The sequence below is a fragment of the Aquimarina aggregata genome (assembly GCF_001632745.1).
GTDB lineage: Bacteria > Bacteroidota > Bacteroidia > Flavobacteriales > Flavobacteriaceae > Aquimarina > Aquimarina aggregata.
Window position 1 is genome coordinate 1 of sequence record NZ_LQRT01000006.1, and the last position, 23,299, is coordinate 23,299.

Sequence of the window (23,299 nt, forward strand, 5' to 3'; positions counted from 1 at the left end):
CTAAACGTAGCATTGGCTAAGTCATTATCATAATCACCATTACCTGCTGTACCATTTGCAACACTCGCTCCGATACTGATTGCACTACTACTACCATTACTCAACGTAACTGTATGAACCAAAGCATCGCCTTCTTCTTCCGTTGGACTACTTACTGTACTTACTGTAGGAGCATTATCATCATCGGTAATTGTTCCGGTGCCACTAGCAGTAGTATTACTACTATTGGTAATACCGGTAATATTAAGGTTTAAGGTCTCATTTGGCTCATCTATCGTATCATTGGTAGTAGGAACTCTAAAGGTAACACTGGTCTCACCTGCAGGAATCGTAATACTTCCTCCTGTATAATCTACAAAAGCACCACTGCCAATCTGTACCTGTAACGGAGTACCCGTATCGGTTCCTATAGTCGCTGGATTAACTCCTGTACCCGCTAAAGCTGGTGTAAATTCTATAGCATTCGTACTCGCATTACTTAAACTTATCGCAAAATCTAAATTAGAACCTTCTGTAACCGTAGGGCTACTAATACTTAATGTAGGAGGGAACTCAGTACAAAATCGTGTATTCCCAAAACCAATTCCTCGAGATTCTAAAGGAGCACAGCCTGCACAATTATTCCATACAATACTTATACTCGTAATTCCATCAGTATCTAAAAAGTTAACTCCTAGCTGACTATCTTCTACATTACTAGTTCCATTATTAGCATTAACAACACCGGTAGCACCATCTACTGTGAAATTAGGTGTAGCGCCTGTTGTAAACGTCGGGAATATTGTATTTCCTAAACCATCTATTGCTGTAATTGTTACTCTATCTCCACTACTTTCTAAAGAAGAAAAATCTATATCAAATAAGTCAAAACCTATAGAATAAATATTAGTGGCACCGCTACCATCCGAAAATGTTATCGTTTGTATAATCCCAGCACTACCTGTAGCCAATCCGTCAGTATGTATTTGTAATACTTCTTGCGTATTTACTGTTGCATTAAATCCAATATTTGGAGAAAGTGTTGAACCAGGCCAAGCTGATAAAGTACCTGTCTCTCCTGTAAAAGTATGTGTTATATTAATTCCTGAACTATTAACATCATTAAATGTATTTGTTAAAGCCCCATCTGGTGCCCAATCAAATTCATTATCTGCTGTAGCTTCAGGTACTGTATCCCAATTAAGGCTATACAACGTACCATCACAAGCAGGAGTTGTATGAAGCACATTTGGAGGAGGAAGTACAAATCCGTCTATTCCCCCATCATTTGATACATTGACTGTTACTGAATGACTGCTAGGATCTGTTCCTAGTGTTTGCGTAAAAGTAGTTCCATAATCTGGATCTATAATATCAACAGTTGCTGTTCCAGGAGCTAAAGATGTCGCTGTCCAGATACCATTAAAATTTGTTGTTACAACTTGGACATTATTAAGAGCATCAGTAACTCTAACATCAACATTTCTTGCTTTAGGTTCAGCCCCTTCAAAAATTCCATTTCCGTTAACATCTATAAAAATTTGTCCGGATAGTACTGTACAAATATTAATTGTATCGTCAGTCACCCCAGCATTTAATGCCAAACCATAATCTACTCCAGGAGCATCAACCAGTCCATTTGCCGGGTTTATATTCGCAGGAGTACCATCTCCAAATTGGCCTCCATCTGTACCATCTGCATCTGTATCATTATAAGCTTCATCAGCATCACTACACCCATCATCATCACTATCTAACTCTAAACAATCAGGTATTGAGTCACCATCTGAATCTCTAAATACTTCTACAAGAGGTTCTGCAGGGCTATTAAAAGTAAACGTTAAACCTCCTATAAAACCTAAATTCATGAATCTTATTTCTACTTCTGCTCCTGCTGTAATTGGAATAGACGCTGCAACTCCACTACCCGGTCTTGGATCAGGTGCTCCTCCGCTAGGGAAATAAGCATATTCTCTAACCCCATCAACAAAAACTTCAATAACATCATCTACGATTTCATTAGCCCCACCTCCAAAAGAAAGTGTTCCTGCAGTTGGAAAAGTTCTTCTAAAATCAATTTCATAATACGGATTCCCTGAAGAAGCCCATGTAGTACCTATATAGTTATCTGGACGTAAAGGAATTGTTGGTGTTTCCATTTGACTCCACCTATCATTTATTGCCGAACCTCCAGACGAATATGTTGCTGAATTACTATTAACACCAAAAAATGACTCCCCTCTAAAAGTTCTTGAACCTGGATTTCCTGATCCGTCTCTTTCTACGGTAAAACTAGAGGCAGCTACTGCCTGATGTCCTTCATAATATGAAGCTGCCCAATACCCGGTTGGAAAACTGGAATCTTCTGTACCGTCTATATTTAAAGTAAGTGAATTACAACCTTCTGTTATATCTGAAATACCATCATTATCATTATCTAAATCACAACCATCAGGAACCAAATCTCCATCGGTATCTACTGAATCATCAAAATTAGGACATACATCACTGACATTAACAACTCCGTCATTATCATCATCACACTGTGCTCCTGTTGTAGTGTTATCTGTACTACTTACATCGCTTTGACCAGAACCAGCAGTATTTGGAACTCCTGTTCCCGTATTTACTCCTCCTGTAATTTCTCCAGTACTATTATTTACCTGAGTTGCCAAAATCCCCCCGTTACCTTCTAAAGCATCAAAACAACTATCATTATCACTATCTGTATCTAAATAATTTGGTATATTATCTCCATCTGTATCATCTAATGAACAGTATTCAAAATTTGAAAACAAAAATGTTACATTACCATTATTGGTTACATCACCATCTTGCCTTTGTTTTCTTGTAATAACATTAAAGGAAGTTACTTGCCCATTTATTGTTACTTCTGTGTAATTAAGTGCAGTATTTACAACACCATCAGAATATGCCGTTATCGTTGGAGACAAACTATTATTATTCTCTATAATATGAGAATTACCATTAGAAGTAGCCAAGTAGTCTGCATTAGGAAATGATGATGGATCCATCAAATTACCCATATATACAGATTCGACATTAGGTCCAGTTGCATTTACAGTAACTCTATCCCCTTGATCAATACCTGACCACCTAAACTTAACACCAGAAACCGTCTGATTAAACGTAAATGTATACGTTACTGTTTCTCCTATACCATCATCTATTTGCTGTCCCTGTATTCTTAAAGAAGTTGTATTTTCTACTAATAACTGGGACAATGAACCTCCATCTATTGTATTTGCTACGGCAGTCACATCTACATTAACCCCATCAAAATCATAAATATCGTTAATTGCTCCAACCCCATTTTGATTTCCAGAAGGAGCTGTTCCAACGTTGATCACACCAGATGCACAATTTAATCCTTCGTTTATATCAGTAATACCATCATTATCATCATCTAAATCTGTGCTATCATCGACTCCATCACCATCATTATCTCTTAATACAACATTTAATTGATAATCCTCAACTTCACCATTGCTAACATTACCTGACGCGTCACTAGCGGTTAACGTTTCTGTAGATAACCTAAATCTAGCAAAAGTAGAAGATTCTACACTATTGGGTCCTGAACTATTAATATTATTCCATGTAAGCGTAACTATACCATTAGTTGTGCCATCAGGCACACTAGCTGTGGCGTACTCATCTGTATCAAAAATACCGTTATTATCAAAATCAATCCATCCTGCAAGATTAGCAGTTACTCCTTCATTATTATTTACTGTAACATCTACACTATATGAAGATGTATTGGTAGTAAGAAGATCAAATACAGGAACTCCTTCATCCCTATCAGCTGTTGCAGTAGCATTTGTTCTATCTGCGATAACACCATCACTATCTGGCATTGTTGTACCTAAAAACAAATTAGTTGTTGGTGTAAACTGACCCGAAAAAGTATGTATTGCTTCTGCATACCCAGGTGCATCCCCATAATCGGTATGTACAAATACACCAATTGCTATACCCGTACCTCCTGCTGTCCTAATCAACTCTGCATTAATATCTAATGGATTAGCTAAAGCAGCTTGTTCTGTATACATTATTGGTGTACCATAACCACTTGGACCTGGAACCGATCCTGCTCCAAAAAAAGAATATGTCTGTGTACCTACTCCTGAATCAGAGAAGAGAGTAGGATTAATTTCATCTATTTTAGCCCAATTTGTTCCCGTATTACTATTTATTGTCAACACAAAATCTTCACCAGTTCCAGATGCCTCACCATCTGCCATGACAATTCCAATTGGATACGGGTTACCATTTAATGTAGCTGATACAATAACTTTAATAGTCGCATCTGAGCTAACATTCCTATTCCTTAACGTTCTTTCTAAAACTGAAGTATATAAAGGAGTAATCGCTCTAGGTGCACCAGCAACTTGTGATTGCACACCAGAAGAAATTTCTTGAACTGTAACACTTAATACTATACCTCCAGGTACATTAAAAACGGTAGGACCAAAAGTTTCTCCAGATACATCATTATCAGGAATCATACTTGAGAAATCTAACCAGTAAATTTCATCCAAATACAATCCAGATCCTGCTGTAGAAAATTGAGCAGAAATACTAGTGCTGAAAAGAAAAATAAGAGTTAAAAAAGAAATACTTCTTTTTAAACCCCTTAAGACTTGGGTAATTTTTTTCATATAACAATGTGTTTACAAATATATCTACGAAAACATGTTAGGGTCGGTTTTCATAAATTATAACAAAAACACCTTTAAAATACATTTAAGGCGTATAAAAATTATGGTTTTACCGTAGTCCCTGATTCAAAATTAAGAAAATAAAGTTAAATTACTAGGCGCCAACCTCATTATTTAGTTAAATATATCGACGAAATACATATTTAACACGATAAAATACACATCCCTTTAGTAAATACTACTTACACTTTTATAAAAAATACTAGTTCTCATAGTATAGTATGGAATAATTTAATCGACTCTTTTTTTAATTTTAATAGCAACTAAAGCTCGAGCATTAAATACACTAATCATATCTAACATGCTCAATAACATCAAATTTCATATAAATTTATAAAGATTAAAGTTTAAGTTTATGGAAAACCTCAAGGAAATCGATGTAATAATTTTTTTAACGATAAAATACATTACAAATAAAATTTATTCCTATAATCCTACGCGCGCTCTTATAATATTGTCTTAGTATTCTCCCCTACATATATTCTATTTAATATTATATTTGCATCCTTACTATAAAGATTTTATGAAATTTATTGAAGAAATAGGGAGACGAAGAACCTTTGGAATTATATCTCACCCAGATGCAGGAAAAACTACTTTAACTGAAAAATTATTACTTTTTGGTGGTGCCATACAAGAAGCTGGGGCTGTAAAATCTAATAAAATAAAAAAAGGAGCGACTAGTGACTTTATGGAAATCGAACGACAGCGTGGGATTTCGGTAGCTACATCGGTTCTAGCTTTTGAATATAAAAACATCAAAGTTAATATATTAGATACCCCTGGACACAAGGATTTTGCCGAAGATACTTTTAGAACACTTACCGCTGTTGATAGTGTCATCGTTGTTATAGATGTAGCAAAAGGTGTTGAGGAACAAACAGAAAAACTAGTTTCTGTATGTAGAATGCGAAATATCCCAATGATTGTTTTCATTAATAAATTAGACAGAGAGGGTAAAGATGCATTTGAATTACTAGATGAAATAGAACAAAAACTTGGTTTAACTGTTACACCTCTAAGTTTTCCTATTGGGATGGGTTATGACTTTAAAGGAATTTATAACATTTGGGAAAAAAACATTAATCTTTTTAGTGGTGATAATCGTAAAAACATTGAAGAAACTATTGAGATTTCTGACTTATCATCTAAAGAACTTAATACTACCATTGGTGACAGTGCAGCCGAAACTTTAAGAGAAGAACTCGAATTAGTAGAAGGGATTTATCCTAAATTTGAGAAAGATGCCTATCAAAATGGAACATTGCAACCTGTATTTTTTGGTTCTGCTTTGAACAATTTTGGTGTTAGAGAATTATTAGATTGTTTTATCTCTATTGCTCCTAAGCCAAGGCCAAAAGAAAGTGATACCCGTGTCGTAAATCCAGAAGAAAAAGACTTTACTGGATTTGTATTTAAGATTCATGCAAATATGGATCCTAAACATAGAGATCGCTTAGCTTTTATAAAAATTGTTTCTGGGGTATTCGAAAGAAATGTACCCTACTTGCACACAAGACACAATAAAAAATTAAAATTTTCTAGTCCAAATGCCTTTTTTGCAGAGAAAAAAGAAATAGTAGATACCTCATACCCTGGAGATATTGTGGGATTACATGATACCGGAAACTTTAAAATTGGTGATACCCTTACTCAAGGCGAGATCTTACATTATAAAGGAATACCAAGTTTTTCTCCAGAACACTTTAGATATATCAATAATGCTGATCCAATGAAATCAAAACAATTGGCCAAAGGGATTGATCAATTAATGGATGAAGGAGTAGCCCAGCTTTTTACACTTGAACTGAATGGAAGAAAAGTTATTGGTACAGTTGGAGCACTTCAGTATGAAGTAATACAATACCGATTAGAGCATGAATATGGAGCTAAATGTACTTATGAAAATTTAAATGTACATAAAGCATGCTGGGTAGATATTAAAGATGCAGATGAAAATGAGTTTAAGGATTTTAAACGAGTAAAAAGTAAATTTCTGGCAAAAGATAAGCAGGGTCAATTAGTGTTTTTTGCAGATTCATCATTTAGCTTACAAATGACACAACAAAAATATCCTTCTATTGTTTTTCATTTCACATCCGAATTTTAAAACAACTCAGACCAATATATAGATAACTATCCTTAAAAAGATTTTAAAGCTATTTAAGGACAAATAATAGATCAAAACAGACATATATACTATTATAAAACAAAACGGCTTGCAATCGATTTATTGCAAGCCGTTTTTATATTTATATTCTTAAAACCAATGACTATTACTACTTATATAGATTTTTTTTATTATTAATCTTTACCACTGTCTAACGAACGTTGACCGAACAGGATCTCAAAAAATAATTTAAAATCCGAAATCAAACTCCAAAAGGGATATTTAAATGTAGCTGGTTTATTTTTCTCAAAAAAAGCATGACCAACCCATGCAAAACCATAACCTATAATAGGTACGATAAACCATTTCCAGGTCCAATTAAAATAGATGGCAATTCCTATACATATAAAAACTAAAAATGTTCCTATAAAATGTAACGTGCGGCTTGTTTTATTTTGGTGTTCTGTTAAATAAAATTTATAAAACTCCTTAAATGTTTTGATTCTATCAGACATTACATATCTAATTTATATGTTTATCTCAAATATACTAAAAACATAACTTTTAAAAATTAGTCTTTATTTATCATCAAAAAAAAGCATTTTCTATACGTTTATTATATAATAGAGTAACTTAATGTGTATAAAAATTAGATCTCTAACAAAGTAGTTAGCACTAAGCCTCACCAGTTGGTCCAAAATTCATAGGGATAGGTGGTTGCTCGTAATCTATAATTTCACCATGAGCAGCTTCGAATCTATTTACATTATCAATAAGAGCTTTAGATAGTCTTTTTGCATGTTGTGGTGTTAAGATAATTCTACTTTTTACTTTACTTTTAGGTCTTCCCGGCATTATATTCACAAAATCAACTACAAATTCTGATACAGAGTGATTAATAATTGCAAGATTACTGTATATGCCATCCGCGATTGACTCATCTAATTCTATATTTAATTGATTCTGCTTTGGGTTTTTATTCTCTGCCATGTCACTTTTTTTTGTAACCCGTTTGGGTTGCCATTATTTTTTTGGTTTTTTAGAAAAGAAAAACCGAATGTATAGTACTTCCGGTTTTATGTTTACTTTTCTATTTAAAAAAGAAAGCCTGCCTAAAAAGGCAGGCTATTATAATTTAGTTATAATTTACTTCTTGTCGCTGTTCCATTCGCTCTTCAAATTCTTCATTTGATCCTACGATGATGCTTTCATAATCTCTCATACCTGTACCTGCTGGAATTCTGTGACCAACAATTACATTTTCTTTAAGACCTTCTAGCGTATCAACTTTTCCGCTTACAGCAGCTTCGTTTAATACTTTGGTAGTTTCCTGGAATGACGCAGCAGATATAAACGATTTCGTTTGTAGCGATGCTCTTGTAATACCTTGTAGTATTGGAGTTGCAGTCGCTGGCGATACGTCTCTTGCAGTAACAAGATTCTTATCATCTCTACGCAATACAGAATTTTCATCTCTTAAATCACGAGGAGAAATAATCTGTCCTGCTTTAAGGTTAGCACTATCTCCAGCATCTTCAACTACTTTCATTCCAAAAATCTCATCGTTTTCTTCGATAAAATCTGATTTATGAACTAGTTGATTTTCTAAGAAAATAGTATCTCCCGGATCTTGAATTCTAACTTTACGCATCATTTGACGTACTACTACCTCAAAATGCTTATCGTTAATTTTCACACCTTGTAATCTATATACTTCTTGTACTTCGTTTACAAGGTATTGTTGTACCGCAGATGGGCCTTTGATCTTAAGAATATCTTCTGGTGTAGTTGAACCATCAGACAACGGCATTCCTGCACGTACATAATCATTTTCCTGAACAAGAATCTGATTAGAAAGCTTAACCAAGTACTTCTTGATCTCACCTATTCTTGATTCTACTATGATCTCACGATTACCACGTTTGATCTTACCAAAAGAAACAACACCATCAATCTCACTAACCACAGCTGGGTTAGATGGATTACGCGCCTCAAACAACTCGGTAACTCTAGGAAGACCTCCTGTAATATCACCCGCTTTTGCAGATTTACGAGGAATCTTAACTAAAATTTTACCAACTCCAATCTTATCATTATCATCCACCATTAAGTGAGCTCCTACCGGAAGGTTATAAGAACGAAGAACTTCGTCTCCTTTACCCATAATTAAAAGTGTAGGTATCTTTTTCTTATCACGAGATTCAGAAATTACTTTTTCCTGGAAACCAGTTTGTTCATCAATCTCTACTTGATATGTAATACCTTGCTCTATATTTTCATATTTTACTTTACCAGCAAATTCTGAAATAATAACACCATTATATGGATCCCACTGACAGATAACCTGATCAGCTTCTAACTTATCACCATCCTTAATGAACAACTGTGATCCATAAGGGATTAGGTTAGTACTTAATACAATTTTTGTCTTTGGATCTATAACTTTTACTTCAGAAGTACGAGAAATTACTACATCAATTTCTTTTCCATCATTATCTTCTCCTTTAACCGTCTTAAGTTCTTCTATTTCTGCTTTACCAGCAAATTTAGATTTTAATTGGTTATCTTCAGAGATGTTACCTGCAATACCTCCTACGTGGAATGTACGTAACGTAAGCTGTGTACCTGGTTCTCCAATTGACTGGGCAGCTACAACACCTACAGCTTCACCTCTTTGTACCGTTTTACCAGTAGCAAGGTTACGACCATAACATTTTACACAAATTCCTTTCTTAGCTTCACAAGTAAGTGCAGAACGTACTTCAACAGTTTCTACTGGTGAGTTTTCAATAAGTTTAGCCGTTGCATCATCTATTTCTGTTCCAGCCTCAATTAGTACCTCTTGCGTTAGTGGGTTGATCACATCTGTTAATGCTGTTCTACCTACTATTCTCGCTCCAAGGCCTTCGATAATCTCTTCGTTTTTCTTTAACGGAGCAACTTCAACACCTCTAAGCGTGCCACAATCTTCGATATTAACAATAACATCTTGAGCAACATCTACTAAACGACGAGTTAAGTACCCTGCATCTGCCGTTTTAAGAGCCGTATCCGCAAGACCTTTACGTGCACCGTGAGTAGAGATAAAGTATTCTAAAATTGAAAGACCTTCTTTAAAGTTAGAAAGAATTGGATTCTCAATAATTTCTCCACCTGCAGAATTCGATTTCTTAGGCTTAGCCATTAATCCACGCATTCCGGTTAACTGACGAATCTGTTCTTTAGATCCCCTTGCTCCAGAATCAAGCATCATATATACAGAGTTAAATCCTTGTTGATCTTCTCTAATACGTTTCATTGACAATTCTGTCAATTCTGCATTCGTAGAAGTCCATATATCAATAACCTGATTGTAACGTTCATTATTCGTAATAAGTCCCATGTTATAATTCGCAACAATATTATCTACTTGCGAATTTGCATCAGCAATCATGGTGTGTTTTTCTTTAGGAATAATAATATCTCCTAAACTAAATGATAAACCACCTCTAAATGCAAAATTATACCCTAGAGTTTTTATTTCATCCAAGAAAGCAGCCGTTTCAGGAACACTAGTTACTTTAAGAATTCCACCAATAATATCTCTAAGAGATTTTTTAGTTAAAACTTCATTAATATAACCTGCTTTTTCAGGAACTTTATCATTAAATAGAACTCTACCTGTTGTAGTTTCTATAATCTTAGTTACTATTTCTCCTTCTTCATTAATATCCTTTGTACGTACTTTAATATTAGCATTAATATCAAGTCTTTTTTCGTTATATGCAATAACTACTTCTTCTGGAGAATAGAACGTAAGATCTTCACCTTTTATCTCTAATTCTGGCGTAGATCTACGAGATTTTGTCATATAGTATAGACCAAGTACCATATCTTGTGAAGGAACGGTTACCGGTGAACCATTCGCTGGATTCAAGATATTATGAGATGCCAGCATTAATAACTGAGCTTCTAATATTGCCTCTGGTCCTAATGGTAAATGCACCGCCATCTGATCTCCATCAAAATCGGCGTTAAATGCAGTACATACTAATGGGTGTAACTGTATTGCTTTACCCTCGATAAGTTTAGGCTGGAATGCCTGAATACCCAGACGGTGAAGCGTAGGAGCACGGTTTAATAATACAGGATGTCCTTTTAAGACATTCTCTAAAATATCCCATACTACAGGCTCTTTTCTATCTATAATCTTTTTAGCAGATTTAACTGTTTTTACAATACCACGCTCAATCAGTTTTCTGATAACAAATGGCTTGTATAATTCTGCTGCCATATTTTTTGGAAGACCACACTCAAATAATTTTAATTCTGGTCCTACAACAATTACAGAACGTGCTGAATAATCTACACGTTTACCAAGTAAGTTCTGACGGAAACGTCCTTGCTTACCTTTTAATGAATCTGATAAAGATTTTAATGGTCTGTTAGAGTCTGTCTTAACCGCAGATGCTTTACGCGTGTTATCAAATAATGAATCTACTGATTCCTGAAGCATACGTTTTTCATTACGTAAAATTACTTCAGGAGCTTTAATTTCCATCAAACGTTTTAAACGATTATTACGAATAATTACACGTCGATATAAATCATTAAGATCCGATGTCGCAAAACGACCACCATCTAAAGGCACTAACGGACGTAATTCTGGTGGAATTACGGGAACCACTTTTAAGATCATCCATTCTGGACGATTCTCTCTATTTTTATTTGCATCACGTAACGACTCTACAACTTGAAGTCTTTTTAATGCTTCAGTTTTACGTTGTTTAGAAGTTTCGTTATTTGCTTTATGTCTTAACTCATAAGAAAGTCCATCAAGATCAATTCTTCTTAAAATCTCAATAAGACATTCTGCACCCATTTTAGCGATAAACTTATTTGGGTCTGTATCGTCAAGGTAAAGGTTTTCTTGAGGAAGACTATCTAGGATGTTAAGGTACTCTTCTTCTGTAAGGAAATCCATTTTTTGTACTGGTTCTCCTTCTTCGTTTTTTGCAATACCTGGTTGAATTACTACATAACGTTCGTAGTAAATGATCATATCTAATTTCTTAGATGGTAATCCAAGTAAATATCCTATTTTATTTGGTAAAGAACGGAAATACCAAATATGAGCCACAGGAACCACTAAGTTAATGTGACCAACACGATCTCTACGTACTTTCTTTTCTGTTACTTCTACTCCACATCGATCACATACGATCCCTTTGTAACGAATCCTTTTATATTTACCACAAGCACATTCAAAGTCCTTTACAGGTCCAAAAATACGCTCACAGAATAAACCATCACGCTCTGGTTTATGAGTACGATAATTGATAGTTTCAGGTTTAAGTACTTCTCCTTGAGAAACTGCCAAAATAGATTCTGGAGAAGCTAAACCAATAGAGATTTTGTTAAATCTCTTTACTGTATTCTTATCATTATTTCTTGCCATAATATATGGTTGCTAAAGAATTATTGTAATTTAAAATTGAATAACATATGATATCAAACTGTTTCCTTCGACAAGCTCAGGAAAACAGTTTGATTGTTTTTATATTATTCTTCTAATCTGATATCCAGACCAAGACCTTTTAATTCATGCATTAATACATTAAAAGATTCTGGTAATCCTGGTTCTGGCATAGGCTCACCTTTAACGATACTTTCGTATGTTTTGGCTCTTCCTATAACATCATCAGACTTAACTGTCAGTATCTCACGCAGCGTGGCAGAAGCACCATATGCTTCAAGAGCCCAAACTTCCATTTCTCCAAAACGTTGACCTCCAAACTGAGCCTTACCACCAAGTGGTTGCTGAGTGATCAATGAGTATGGACCAATAGAACGTGCGTGCATCTTATCGTCTACCATATGCCCTAGCTTAAGCATATAAATCACACCTACTGTTGCAGGTTGATCAAAACGATCTCCAGTACCTCCATCAAATAGATATGTATGTCCAAATCTTGGAATTCCAGCCTCGTCTGTAAATCCGTTAATTTGATCTAAAGATGCTCCATCAAAAATAGGTGTAGCAAATTTTCTATTTAATTTTTGTCCTGCCCATCCTAATACTGTCTCATATATCTGTCCGATATTCATACGAGATGGTACCCCGAGTGGATTTAATACAATATCAACTGGTGTTCCATCTTCTAAGAAAGGCATATCCTCTTCTCTTACAATACGTGCTACGATACCTTTGTTACCGTGACGTCCTGCCATTTTATCTCCTACTTTCAGTTTACGCTTTTTAGCAATATAAACCTTAGCAAGTTTTATTATTCCGGCTGGTAATTCATCTCCTACAGAGATTGTAAATTTCTCTCTTCTTAAATTACCTTGTAAATCATTCTCTTTAATCTTATAGTTATGGATAAGATCCGCAACCATAGAATTTAAGTCATCGTCAGTAGTCCAAGTTCCTTTAGTAAGGTGAGCATAATCATCAACACTGTTAAGCATTTTTTGAGTATACTTCTTACCTTTTGGAAGTACTTCTTCTCCTAGATCATTCATTACTCCTTGAGAAGTTTTTCCTCCTACGATGATAAATAATTTATCTATTAATTCGGATTTTAACAACTCAAATTTAGTATCATAAGATCTTTCTAGAATATCGATATCTTCTTTATCCTGAGAACGTTTTCTCTTATCTTTTACTGCTCTTGCAAATAATTTCTTATCAATTACAACACCATGTAATGAAGGTGAAGCTTTTAAAGACGCATCTTTAACATCTCCTGCTTTATCTCCAAAAATTGCTCTTAATAATTTTTCTTCTGGTGTAGGATCACTTTCTCCTTTTGGAGTAATCTTACCGATAAGAATATCTCCTGGCTTAATTTCGGCACCAACTCGAATCATTCCGTTTTCATCCAAGTCTTTAGTAGCCTCTTCTGAAACATTAGGAATATCATTTGTTAATTCTTCATTACCAAGTTTTGTGTCTCTTACTTCCAGAGAATATTCGTCGATATGGATCGATGTAAAAATATCATCTCTTACTACTTTTTCAGAAATTACGATTGCATCCTCAAAATTATACCCTTTCCAAGGCATAAAGGCTACTTTCATATTTCTACCTAAAGCAAGCTCTCCATTTTCTGTAGCATATCCTTGACATAATACTTGACCTTTATTTACTCTATCCCCAACTCTTACGATTGGTTTAAGGTTAATACTTGTACCTTGATTAGTCTTACGGAATTTTATCAGATTATAAGTTTTAGAATCAGTATCAAAACTTACCATTCTTTGCTCATCGGTTCTATCGTACTTAATAGTGATCTTTTGTGCATCTACGTACTCAACTTCACCTGAACCTTCTGCATTAATCAATACTCTTGAATCAGAAGCCACTTGACGTTCTAAACCTGTTCCAACAATAGGAGCGTCAACTCTTAATAATGGTACTGCCTGACGCATCATATTTGATCCCATCAATGCACGGTTTGCATCATCATGTTCTAAGAAAGGAATTAAAGATGCTGAAATAGAAGCAATCTGATTAGGTGCAACATCCGCATAATTCACATTTGTAGGATCAATCACTGGGAAATCCCCTTCCATACGTGCAATTACTTTCTCAGAGGTAATACTACCTTCTTCTGTCATGGGAATATTAGCTTGCGCTATTAATTTCTCTTCTTCTTCTTCTGCACTAAGATATCTAAACTCATTGATATCAACCTTACCATCAGTTACTTTACGATACGGTGTTTCAAGGAATCCCATAGAATTCACTTTAGCAAATACCGCTAGTGAAGATATTAATCCAATATTTGGTCCTTCAGGAGTTTCAATTGGACATAAACGACCATAATGAGTATAGTGTACATCTCGAACCTCAAATCCAGCACGTTCACGAGATAAACCACCAGGCCCAAGAGCAGACAGTCTACGCTTATGAGTAATCTCTGCTAATGGATTTGTTTGATCCATAAATTGAGATAACTGATTTGTTCCAAAAAATGAATTAATTACAGAAGATAATGTCTTTGCATTAATAAGGTCAATCGGCGTAAAAACTTCATTATCCCTTACATTCATACGCTCACGAATAGTACGTGCCATACGAGCCAAACCAACACCAAACTGTTGAGATAATTGTTCTCCTACAGTTCTAACACGACGATTAGAAAGGTGATCAATATCATCGATCTCTGCCTTAGAGTTAATTAATTCAATTAAATATTTAATAATGGTAATAATATCTTCTTTGGTAAGCACTTGCTTATCCATGGCAATATCAAGACCTAATTTTTTATTCATTCTATAACGTCCAACCTCTCCAAGGTTATAACGTTGATCTGAGAAGAACAATTTGTCAATAATACCTCTTGCAGTCTCTTCATCAGGCGGCTCTGCATTACGCAGTTGACGGTATATATGTTCTACCGCTTCTTTTTCAGAATTGGTAGGATCTTTTTGCAATGTATTGTGAATAATTGCGTAATCTCCTTTTTGATTATCCTCTTTATGAAGTAAAATTGTTTTTGCTCCAGATTCGATAATTTCTTCTAAATGATCTTTATCTAGAATTGTATCACGATCCAAGACAATTTCATTACGCTCAATAGATACTACTTCTCCAGTATCTTCATCAACAAAATCCTCGTGCCATGTATTCAAAACACGTGCCGCCAATTTACGGCCTAATACTTTCTTTAATCCGGATTTAGAAACTTTTATTTCTTCTGCAAGATCAAAAATCTCTAATATATCTTTATCACGTTCAAAACCAATTGCACGGAAAAGTGTAGTTACCGGTAATTTTTTCTTTCTATCGATATAAGCATACATTACGCTATTAATATCGGTAGCAAATTCTATCCAAGATCCTTTAAAAGGAATTACTCTTGCAGAATATAATTTTGTTCCATTTGCATGGAAAGATTGTCCAAAGAACACACCTGGAGAACGGTGTAATTGAGAAACTACTACACGTTCTGCACCGTTGATACAAAAAGTACCACTTGGTGTCATATAAGGAATTGTTCCTAAATACACATCCTGTACAATTGTTTCAAAATCTTCATGCTCTGGATCTGTACAAAACAGTTTAAGTCGTGCTTTTAAAGGCACACTATAGGTAAGTCCTCTCTCTATACACTCCTGAAGGTCATATCTTGGAGGATCAACGAAATAATCTATAAATTCTAATACAAATTGATTACGTGTATCTGTAATCGGGAAGTTTTCCATGAAGGTATTGTATAGACCTTCGTTTCCTCTTTCTTCAGATTTTGTTTCTAATTGAAAGAAATCCTGAAAGGATTTGATCTGAATATCTAGAAAATCAGGATAATCAGGTCTATTCTTTACAGAAGAGAAATTCAATCTTTCAGTTTGCGTTGCTAACATCAATGGACGGAATTAAATTAAAATTTTAAAAAAGGGTTGTGTAATCTACAATTCAATATAACTTATACTTAAAATTACTAAATTAAAATGAAGGTTTTATCTAATGTTTCAAAATAAAAATACTTCATTTTTTTATATTTCTATGTATCGTAAAAATTATATACTATTTATATACACAAAATGGGTTTAGACCTCAGAGAAAATTCTCTGGGTCTAAACCTAAGTGTTAATCTATGGTAAGCTTACTTAAGCTCAACCTCTGCTCCAGCCTCTTCTAATTGAGCTTTAAGAGCTTCTGCTTCGTCTTTAGCAATTCCTTCTTTGATTGCTTTAGGAGCCTCATCAACTAATCCTTTAGCATCTTTAAGACCTAAACCAGTAAGTTCTTTTACTAATTTAACAACCGCTAGTTTAGAAGCACCAGCTGACTTAAGGATTACATCAAATTCTGATTTCTCCTCAGCAGCGTCTCCACCAGCAGCACCTCCACCAGCAGCTACAGCTACAGCAGCAGCAGCAGGCTCTATACCATATTCTTCTTTTAATATATCTGCTAACTCATTAACTTCTTTTACCGTTAAGTTAACTAATTGTTCTGCGAAATCTTTTAAATCTGCCATTTTCTATCGTTTTAAATAATTTTTTTTAATTGAAATATAATTGTTAAAAAGTGCGTACACTACTATTGATTATCCTTCTTTTTCGGATAATGTTTTAAGGATACCAGCTATAGTACCTCCACCTGACTTTAATGCTGAAATAACATTCTTAGCAGGAGACTGTAATAAGCCAATAATTTCACCGATAACTTCTTCTTTAGACTTGATATTAACTAAGGTGTCTAAGTTTTCGTCACCAATAAAAATTGCTTCCTCAACAAAAGCTCCTTTTAATAAGGGTTTTTCTGATTTCTTACGAAACTCTTTAATTACCTTTGCAGGTGCATTACCAGTTTCTGCAAACATTAATGAAGTATTACCTTTTAAAACGTTTGGTAATTCTCCAAAATCCTTATCAGAGTTCTCCATTGCCTTTGCAAGGAGTGTGTTCTTAATTACTTTTAATGATACATTAGCTTTAAAACAAGCTCTACGTAAATTTGAAGTCGTACCTGCATCTAATCCCGAAATATCGGCTAAATAGATATTAGCATTTTCAGCTAACTGAGCAGTCAAGTCTTCAATTACTAGTGATTTTTCTTCTCTTGTCATAATCGTTTTTCTTAATTACCCAGCAAAGTTTTTACTATCTATTTCGATACCTGAGCTCATTGTTGAAGACATATATATTGATTTAATATAAATACCTTTAGCAGCCTGTGGTTTCAACTTTACCAATGTTGTTATTAATTCTTTAGCATTACCGGCTATTTTTTCTGCGTCGAAAGAAGACTTTCCAATAGCCGCGTGAACGATACCAGTTTTATCAACTTTAAAATCAATTTTACCAGCTTTAACATCAGAAACAGCTTTTGCTACATCCATTGTTACTGTTCCTGTTTTTGGGTTAGGCATTAATCCACGAGGTCCTAATACTCTACCAAGTGGTCCTAATTTCCCCATAACACTAGGCATTGTGATGATCACATCAACATCTGTCCATCCGCCTTTGATTTTATCCAAGTATTCATCAAGACCAACGAAATCAGCTCCAGCTTCTTTAGCCTCTGCTTCTTTATCTGGTGTTACTAATGCTAATACTTTTACATCTTTTCCTGTTCCATGTGGTAATGTTACCACACCACGTACCATTTGATTTGCTTTGCGCGGATCTACGTTCAAACGAACAGCAAGATCTACAGAAGCATCAAAATTAACGGTTGTTATCTCTTTTACTAAAGCTGAAGCTTCTTCTACTGAATATGCTTTGTTGCTATCAACCTTAGCACTTACTTCTTTTTGCTTTTTAGTTACTTTTGCCATTTTGTAAACGTTTTTGGATTAAAAAGGAGCCTGTCCTTTTACAGTTACACCCATAGAACGAGCGGTACCAGCAATCATTTTCATAGCTGACTCAACAGTAAATGCATTTAAATCTGCCATTTTATCTTCTGCTATTGTACGAACTTGATCCCAAGTAACACTTGCTACTTTTTTACGATTAGGCTCTCCAGAACCTTTCTTTTGTTTTGCTGCTTCCAGTATTTGAACAGCTGCAGGTGGAGTTTTAATAACAAAGTCAAAAGACTTGTCTTTGTACACATTAATAACTACTGGTAATACTTTACCAGCTTTATCCTGTGTTCTACCATTGAATTGCTTACAGAATTCCATGATATTTACTCCGGCAGCACCTAAAGCAGGTCCAACTGGTGGGGACGGGTTCGCCGCGCCTCCACGTACTTGTAATTTTACAACCTTACTTAACTCTTTAGCCATTTTTCTAAGTTTAAATTTAGTCTTGTTCTATAAGTGGAAGCAAAAGAACAATCCTGGATATATAATGTAACAATTATTATACTTTTTCTACTTGCATATAACTTAGCTCTAATGGTGTTTTTCTTCCGAAAATCTTAACCATCACCTCTAGTTTACGCTTTTCTTCATTTACTTTTTCTACAGTACCATTAAATCCGTTAAACGGCCCATCAATAACTTTAACAGTCTCACCAACCGTGTATGGTATCGCTACATTATCTGTTTTCACAGCTAATTCATCAACTTTACCTAACATTCTATTGATCTCAGCTTTTCTCAAAGGCACAGGATCTCCTCCTTTTACCTCTCCTAGAAAGCCTATAACACCATTTATTGACTTTATGATATGTGGTATTTCTCCAGAAAGGTTTGCCTCTATCATGACATACCCTGGAAAATATACTCTTTCCTTATTAATTTTCTTTCCATTACGGATTTGAATCACTTTCTCTGTAGGAACTAGAATTTGAGCCACATAATCTTCAAGACCCATATGAGCAATCTCTCGCTCTATATAATCTTTGATCTTATTTTCTTGACCACTAACCGCTCTAACAACGTACCACTTCTTTGTATTATCCACCTCGGCCATTCTAACTAATTAAGATTTAATTTTAGCAAAATAAAACTCTATCAAATTACTAAAGACAGTGTCTATCCCCCAGATTGCAAGAGAGAAGATAATTGAAAAAACAATCACAACAACCGTAAGTCTTTGAGCTTCTGCCCAAGGAGTCCATGTTACATGATTTTTCAATTCGTTATATGATTCTGATATATAATCTACTAATCCAGCCATCTTATCTATTTTTTAACACGGAATATAAATCTTAAAAAGAAATATAGTCACGTTAATTTTTCATTTCAAAATTGCTTACATAACAACAAACAATTTCTAAGCACGGGTTGAGAGGCTCGAACTCCCGACACCTGGTTTTGGAGACCAGTGCTCTACCAACTGAGCTAAACCCGTATATACATAAGTCAAGGTATTCGCCGAGACGAATACCTCACTTATCTATAATATATACTAAATTAGTCTAAAATTTCGGTTACCTGACCAGCACCTACTGTTCTACCTCCTTCACGGATAGCAAAACGAAGACCAACATTCATTGCAATTGTTTGAATTAACTCAACTGTTATTGTTAAGTTATCTCCAGGCATAACCATCTCAACTCCATCAGGAAGTGCAATATTTCCAGTTACATCAGTAGTACGTACGTAGAACTGAGGACGGTAGTTATTATGGAATGGAGTGTGACGTCCACCTTCTTCTTTTTTAAGGATATAAACCTCAGCTTTGAACTTCTTATGTGGAGTTACAGAACCCGGCTTAGTAATTACCATACCTCTAGAGATTTGAGTTTTCTCAATACCTCTTAATAAGATACCTGCATTATCTCCAGCCTCACCTCTATCAAGGATCTGACGGAACATTTCAATACCTGTTATAGTAGAAGTTAATTTCTCAGCTCCCATACCGATGATCTCTACAGGATCTCCAGTGTTAGCAATACCAGTTTCTATACGACCAGTTGCTACTGTACCACGTCCAGTAATAGAGAATACATCTTCAATAGGCATTAAGAAATCTTTATCAATTTCACGTAATGGCTCTTCAATCCATGCATCAACTGCTTTCATTAATTCCATTACTGTATCAACCCACTTTTGCTCACCATTAAGTGCTCCTAAAGCAGATCCAGCGATTACAGGTCCATTATCTCCATCATACTCATAGAAAGATAATAAATCTCTAATTTCCATTTCTACTAATTCAAGTAATTCCTCATCATCAACCATATCCACTTTATTCATGAATACAACAATTCTTGGAATACCAACCTGACGTCCTAAAAGGATATGCTCACGAGTTTGTGGCATTGGACCATCTGTCGCAGCAACCACTAAGATCGCACCATCCATTTGAGCAGCACCAGTAACCATGTTCTTTACGTAATCGGCGTGACCAGGACAGTCAACGTGAGCGTAATGACGATTTTCTGTTTGATACTCTACGTGAGATGTGTTAATAGTAATACCTCTTTCTTTTTCTTCAGGAGCATTATCGATTTGATCGAAATCTCTTGCCTCAGAAAGACCTGCATCAGCTAAAACCTTAGTAATAGCGGCAGTTAAAGTCGTTTTACCGTGATCAACGTGTCCAATAGTACCAATATTTAAGTGCGGTTTGGAACGATCAAAAGTTTCCTTTGCCATAATTAATTTATTTAATCTTAGTTATATATTAGTGTTCAATTTAAAATCCTGAACATAGAGCCAATGACGAGATTTGAACTCGTGACCTCTTCCTTACCAAGGAAACGCTCTACCCCTGAGCTACACCGGCTTTTTAATGAGTATAATGATAAACCAGAACACCTTATCTAAATCTTAGAAAGAAATCTGACAAATCATTATATCTATTTTAAAAATCCAATATTAATTTGTGATTATTAAAATTAGCTCTATTTAGAGCGGGAGACCGGGTTCGAACCGGCGACATTCAGCTTGGAAGGCTGACGCTCTACCAACTGAGCTACTCCCGCGTTTGAAATTTCAAATCACTTATATAAAAGTAATTTGAAACATATGATATTTCACAAATAGATCAAATAAAAAAATTGATCTTGATCGATTATAAATCAATCATTTTTTGAAACAAATTATATTTCAAAAAATTGTGGGGAGAGCAGGATTCGAACCTGCGAAGACATAGTCAGCAGATTTACAGTCTGCCCTCGTTGGCCGCTTGAGTATCTCCCCTAATATCATTTCAATATTTTATAATGAACTTATAAATTTCGAGCGCAAAAGTAATCAAATATTTTACAATTCAAAATTTCATTTCAAAAGCTTCTATTTTTTTTCAAAATTTTAGCTTTTTAAGAGCCGATGGAGGGACTCGAACCCACGACCTGCTGATTACAAATCAGCTGCTCTAGCCAGCTGAGCTACATCGGCTTTTTAATGCTTTTTAAGGCATAAAAAAGTCCGCTATTTCTAACGGACTGCAAATGTATATAAATTATTTATTACACAAAACTATTTTTCAAAAAAAATAATCAAACATGTGCATTTAATTTTTCTTTACGTTTTCTCAATTGTCTTTCTAAAGAACTAACACACTCATCTACACCTCCTTCAAACGATTTGTTGATTTTTTTAATTATAAACTCATCTCCAGGCACACTCAATAAAATTTCTGTTATTTTATTTTCTTTACTACTTGTATTCATAACTTTCAAAAATACATCAGCATGAATTATTCGATTAAAATGCGTTTCTAGTTTATCTAATTTATTTTGGGTAAAATCAACCAACTTTTGATCTACATTAAAATTTACGGACTGCAAGTTTACTTTCATAAGCGCTAGTTTAATTGGTTTAAAAAATATTTTAAGCCTAAAAGAAGAACAAACTAGGGGGCTTGTTTTTTTTTTACTTTTTGTTCCTTGGATGAGACTGTTTATACACTTTTGTTAATTGAGCTACACTATGATGTGTATACACTTGAGTAGCTGCTAAACTGGAATGACCAAGCAATTCTTTTACGGCATTAAGATTAGCACCTTCATTAAGTAAGTGAGTAGCAAACGAATGTCTTAGTATATGCGGACTCTTTTTAACTTTTGAAGATACCTTACTAAAATAGCCATTTATGATGCGATAAACAAGTGTTTCATATATTTTAACTCCTTTTTTAGTCAATAATAACGAAGATTCATCATCACTTAACAAAACACCTGATCTTATTTTTAAATATTGTTTTAATGTTTCACTAACAGATGGAAGCAATGGCAAATAACGCTCTTTACTTCTTTTCCCCATTACTTTAATTTGCATATTTGCTAAATCAATATCAGTCATTTTTAGACCAACTAGCTCTATTCTTCTAATTCCTGTTGCATAAAAAAGCTCAACGATCAGTTTATCTCTAACGCTTTCAAAATCTTCGTTATCGACAAAATTACCCAACACCTCCTCTACTTCCTTAACAGAAAATGGAATTTGAAGTTTTTTAGGACTTTTCAAAGCATGATGCTTAGCTAATGGATTGCTCTCAATCTGATCAATCTTAAGCAGGAATTTATAATACGTTTTTAATGAAGACACCTTTCTATTTATGGATCGATTAGAAACCCCTGTATCTACCAAAGACACAATCCAGGATCTAATTTGCTGATAATTTGCTTCAGCAAGCAAAGTATTCTCATATTCATTTTGATAAAACATAAGAAAAGCTGACAAATCAGTCTTGTACGCTTTGACTGTATGTTCAGAATATTTTTTTTCAAGAAGTAAGTAATCAAGAAACTCAGAAATAAACATAAAAAAACCGTTAGGACACAAAAGTATGAAACTTTTGCTATCCTAACGGTTTTAAATTTTATACTGAAAAACGAAGTCTTTCTAGAACTCAGAAAGAACTATAGACCACGTTTGAACTTTTTAAATCTCTTCTTGATCTCTTAAGTGCTGAATGTACTGCGCTTTTTGGATTTGCGCTCTTCTTTCAACAGAAGGTTTTGAAAACGCTTGACGTTTACGAAGCTGACGCATTGTCCCTGTTCGATCAAATTTTCTTTTAAAACGTTTTAACGCTCTATCTATATTTTCTCCGTCCTTTACTGGTATAATTAACATAGTGGGTACCTCCTTTCTTTAAAAATTAGGATGCAAAGATAATACAA

The 23,299-nt window shown here is 34.6% G+C and carries 16 protein-coding genes and 5 tRNA genes; 1 reads left to right on the forward strand and 20 read right to left on the reverse strand.

From position 1 onward, the window contains the following. Positions 1-4,664: GEVED domain-containing protein (locus AWE51_RS08950; protein ID WP_157766053.1), on the reverse strand; the 4,664-nt coding region annotated here is incomplete at its 3' end. 583 nt (positions 4,665-5,247) lie between these two features. On the opposite strand from AWE51_RS08950, the gene AWE51_RS08955 reads away from it, so the two are divergent. Continuing rightward, positions 5,248-6,834, forward strand: a complete 1,587-nt coding sequence (locus tag AWE51_RS08955) for a peptide chain release factor 3 (protein WP_066312436.1) — start codon at positions 5,248-5,250, stop codon at positions 6,832-6,834. Positions 6,835-7,028: 194 nt separating this feature from the next. Here AWE51_RS08955 and AWE51_RS08960 read toward each other — a convergent pair whose 3' ends face one another. The 19 genes from AWE51_RS08960 to rpsU form a co-directional block, all read right to left on the reverse strand. Further along, positions 7,029-7,349: a DUF962 domain-containing protein gene (locus AWE51_RS08960; protein WP_066312437.1), complete on the reverse strand. Its 321-nt coding sequence runs from the start codon at positions 7,347-7,349 to the stop codon at positions 7,029-7,031. 160 nt (positions 7,350-7,509) lie between these two features. Further along, positions 7,510-7,824, reverse strand: a complete 315-nt coding sequence (locus AWE51_RS08965; RefSeq protein WP_066312438.1) for a DUF3467 domain-containing protein — start codon at positions 7,822-7,824, stop codon at positions 7,510-7,512. Positions 7,825-7,969: 145 nt separating this feature from the next. After that, positions 7,970-12,271 (reverse strand): DNA-directed RNA polymerase subunit beta', encoded by a 4,302-nt coding sequence (rpoC, locus tag AWE51_RS08970; RefSeq protein ID WP_066312441.1) that lies wholly within the window; start codon positions 12,269-12,271, stop codon positions 7,970-7,972. Positions 12,272-12,375: 104 nt separating this feature from the next. Continuing rightward, positions 12,376-16,185, reverse strand: coding sequence for a DNA-directed RNA polymerase subunit beta (gene rpoB / locus AWE51_RS08975; protein ID WP_066312443.1), 3,810 nt, complete (start codon positions 16,183-16,185; stop codon positions 12,376-12,378). A gap of 242 nt (positions 16,186-16,427) precedes the next feature. Then, a complete protein-coding gene (rplL, locus tag AWE51_RS08980; RefSeq protein ID WP_066312445.1) occupies positions 16,428-16,805 on the reverse strand; it encodes a 50S ribosomal protein L7/L12 in 378 nt (125 codons plus the stop codon). A gap of 69 nt (positions 16,806-16,874) precedes the next feature. Then, positions 16,875-17,396: a 50S ribosomal protein L10 gene (gene rplJ / locus AWE51_RS08985; protein ID WP_066312448.1), complete on the reverse strand. Its 522-nt coding sequence runs from the start codon at positions 17,394-17,396 to the stop codon at positions 16,875-16,877. 15 nt (positions 17,397-17,411) lie between these two features. Beyond that, a complete protein-coding gene (gene rplA, locus AWE51_RS08990) occupies positions 17,412-18,107 on the reverse strand; it encodes a 50S ribosomal protein L1 (protein WP_066312454.1) in 696 nt (231 codons plus the stop codon). A gap of 18 nt (positions 18,108-18,125) precedes the next feature. Further along, entirely contained in the window at positions 18,126-18,563 is a 438-nt protein-coding gene (gene rplK, locus AWE51_RS08995) for a 50S ribosomal protein L11 (RefSeq protein WP_066312455.1), read from the reverse strand. Between the two features lie 76 nt (positions 18,564-18,639). Continuing rightward, positions 18,640-19,194: a transcription termination/antitermination protein NusG gene (nusG, locus tag AWE51_RS09000; protein WP_066312456.1), complete on the reverse strand. Its 555-nt coding sequence runs from the start codon at positions 19,192-19,194 to the stop codon at positions 18,640-18,642. A 9-nt stretch (positions 19,195-19,203) separates the two neighbouring features. Continuing rightward, positions 19,204-19,401 (reverse strand): preprotein translocase subunit SecE, encoded by a 198-nt coding sequence (secE, locus tag AWE51_RS09005; RefSeq protein ID WP_066312461.1) that lies wholly within the window; start codon positions 19,399-19,401, stop codon positions 19,204-19,206. Between the two features lie 101 nt (positions 19,402-19,502). Further along, positions 19,503-19,575, reverse strand: a tRNA-Trp gene (locus AWE51_RS09010). 62 nt (positions 19,576-19,637) lie between these two features. Further along, complete coding sequence (gene tuf / locus AWE51_RS09015; protein WP_066312464.1) at positions 19,638-20,825, reverse strand: elongation factor Tu; 1,188 nt, start codon at positions 20,823-20,825, stop codon at positions 19,638-19,640. Between the two features lie 58 nt (positions 20,826-20,883). Continuing rightward, positions 20,884-20,955: transfer RNA gene (locus AWE51_RS09020), tRNA-Thr, on the reverse strand. A gap of 126 nt (positions 20,956-21,081) precedes the next feature. After that, positions 21,082-21,154: transfer RNA gene (locus tag AWE51_RS09025), tRNA-Gly, on the reverse strand. Positions 21,155-21,289: 135 nt separating this feature from the next. Continuing rightward, a tRNA-Tyr gene (locus AWE51_RS09030) sits at positions 21,290-21,371 on the reverse strand. Positions 21,372-21,495: 124 nt separating this feature from the next. Further along, positions 21,496-21,569 (reverse strand) — tRNA-Thr (locus AWE51_RS09035). A 101-nt stretch (positions 21,570-21,670) separates the two neighbouring features. Next, on the reverse strand, positions 21,671-21,973 hold the full coding sequence (gene hpf, locus AWE51_RS09040; RefSeq protein WP_066312466.1) for a ribosome hibernation-promoting factor, HPF/YfiA family: 303 nt from the start codon (positions 21,971-21,973) through the stop codon (positions 21,671-21,673). Between the two features lie 73 nt (positions 21,974-22,046). Beyond that, positions 22,047-22,937 (reverse strand): tyrosine-type recombinase/integrase, encoded by an 891-nt coding sequence (locus tag AWE51_RS09045; RefSeq protein WP_066312468.1) that lies wholly within the window; start codon positions 22,935-22,937, stop codon positions 22,047-22,049. 120 nt (positions 22,938-23,057) lie between these two features. Continuing rightward, complete coding sequence (gene rpsU / locus AWE51_RS09050; RefSeq protein ID WP_024768892.1) at positions 23,058-23,252, reverse strand: 30S ribosomal protein S21; 195 nt, start codon at positions 23,250-23,252, stop codon at positions 23,058-23,060. Positions 23,253-23,299 lie beyond the last annotated feature (47 nt).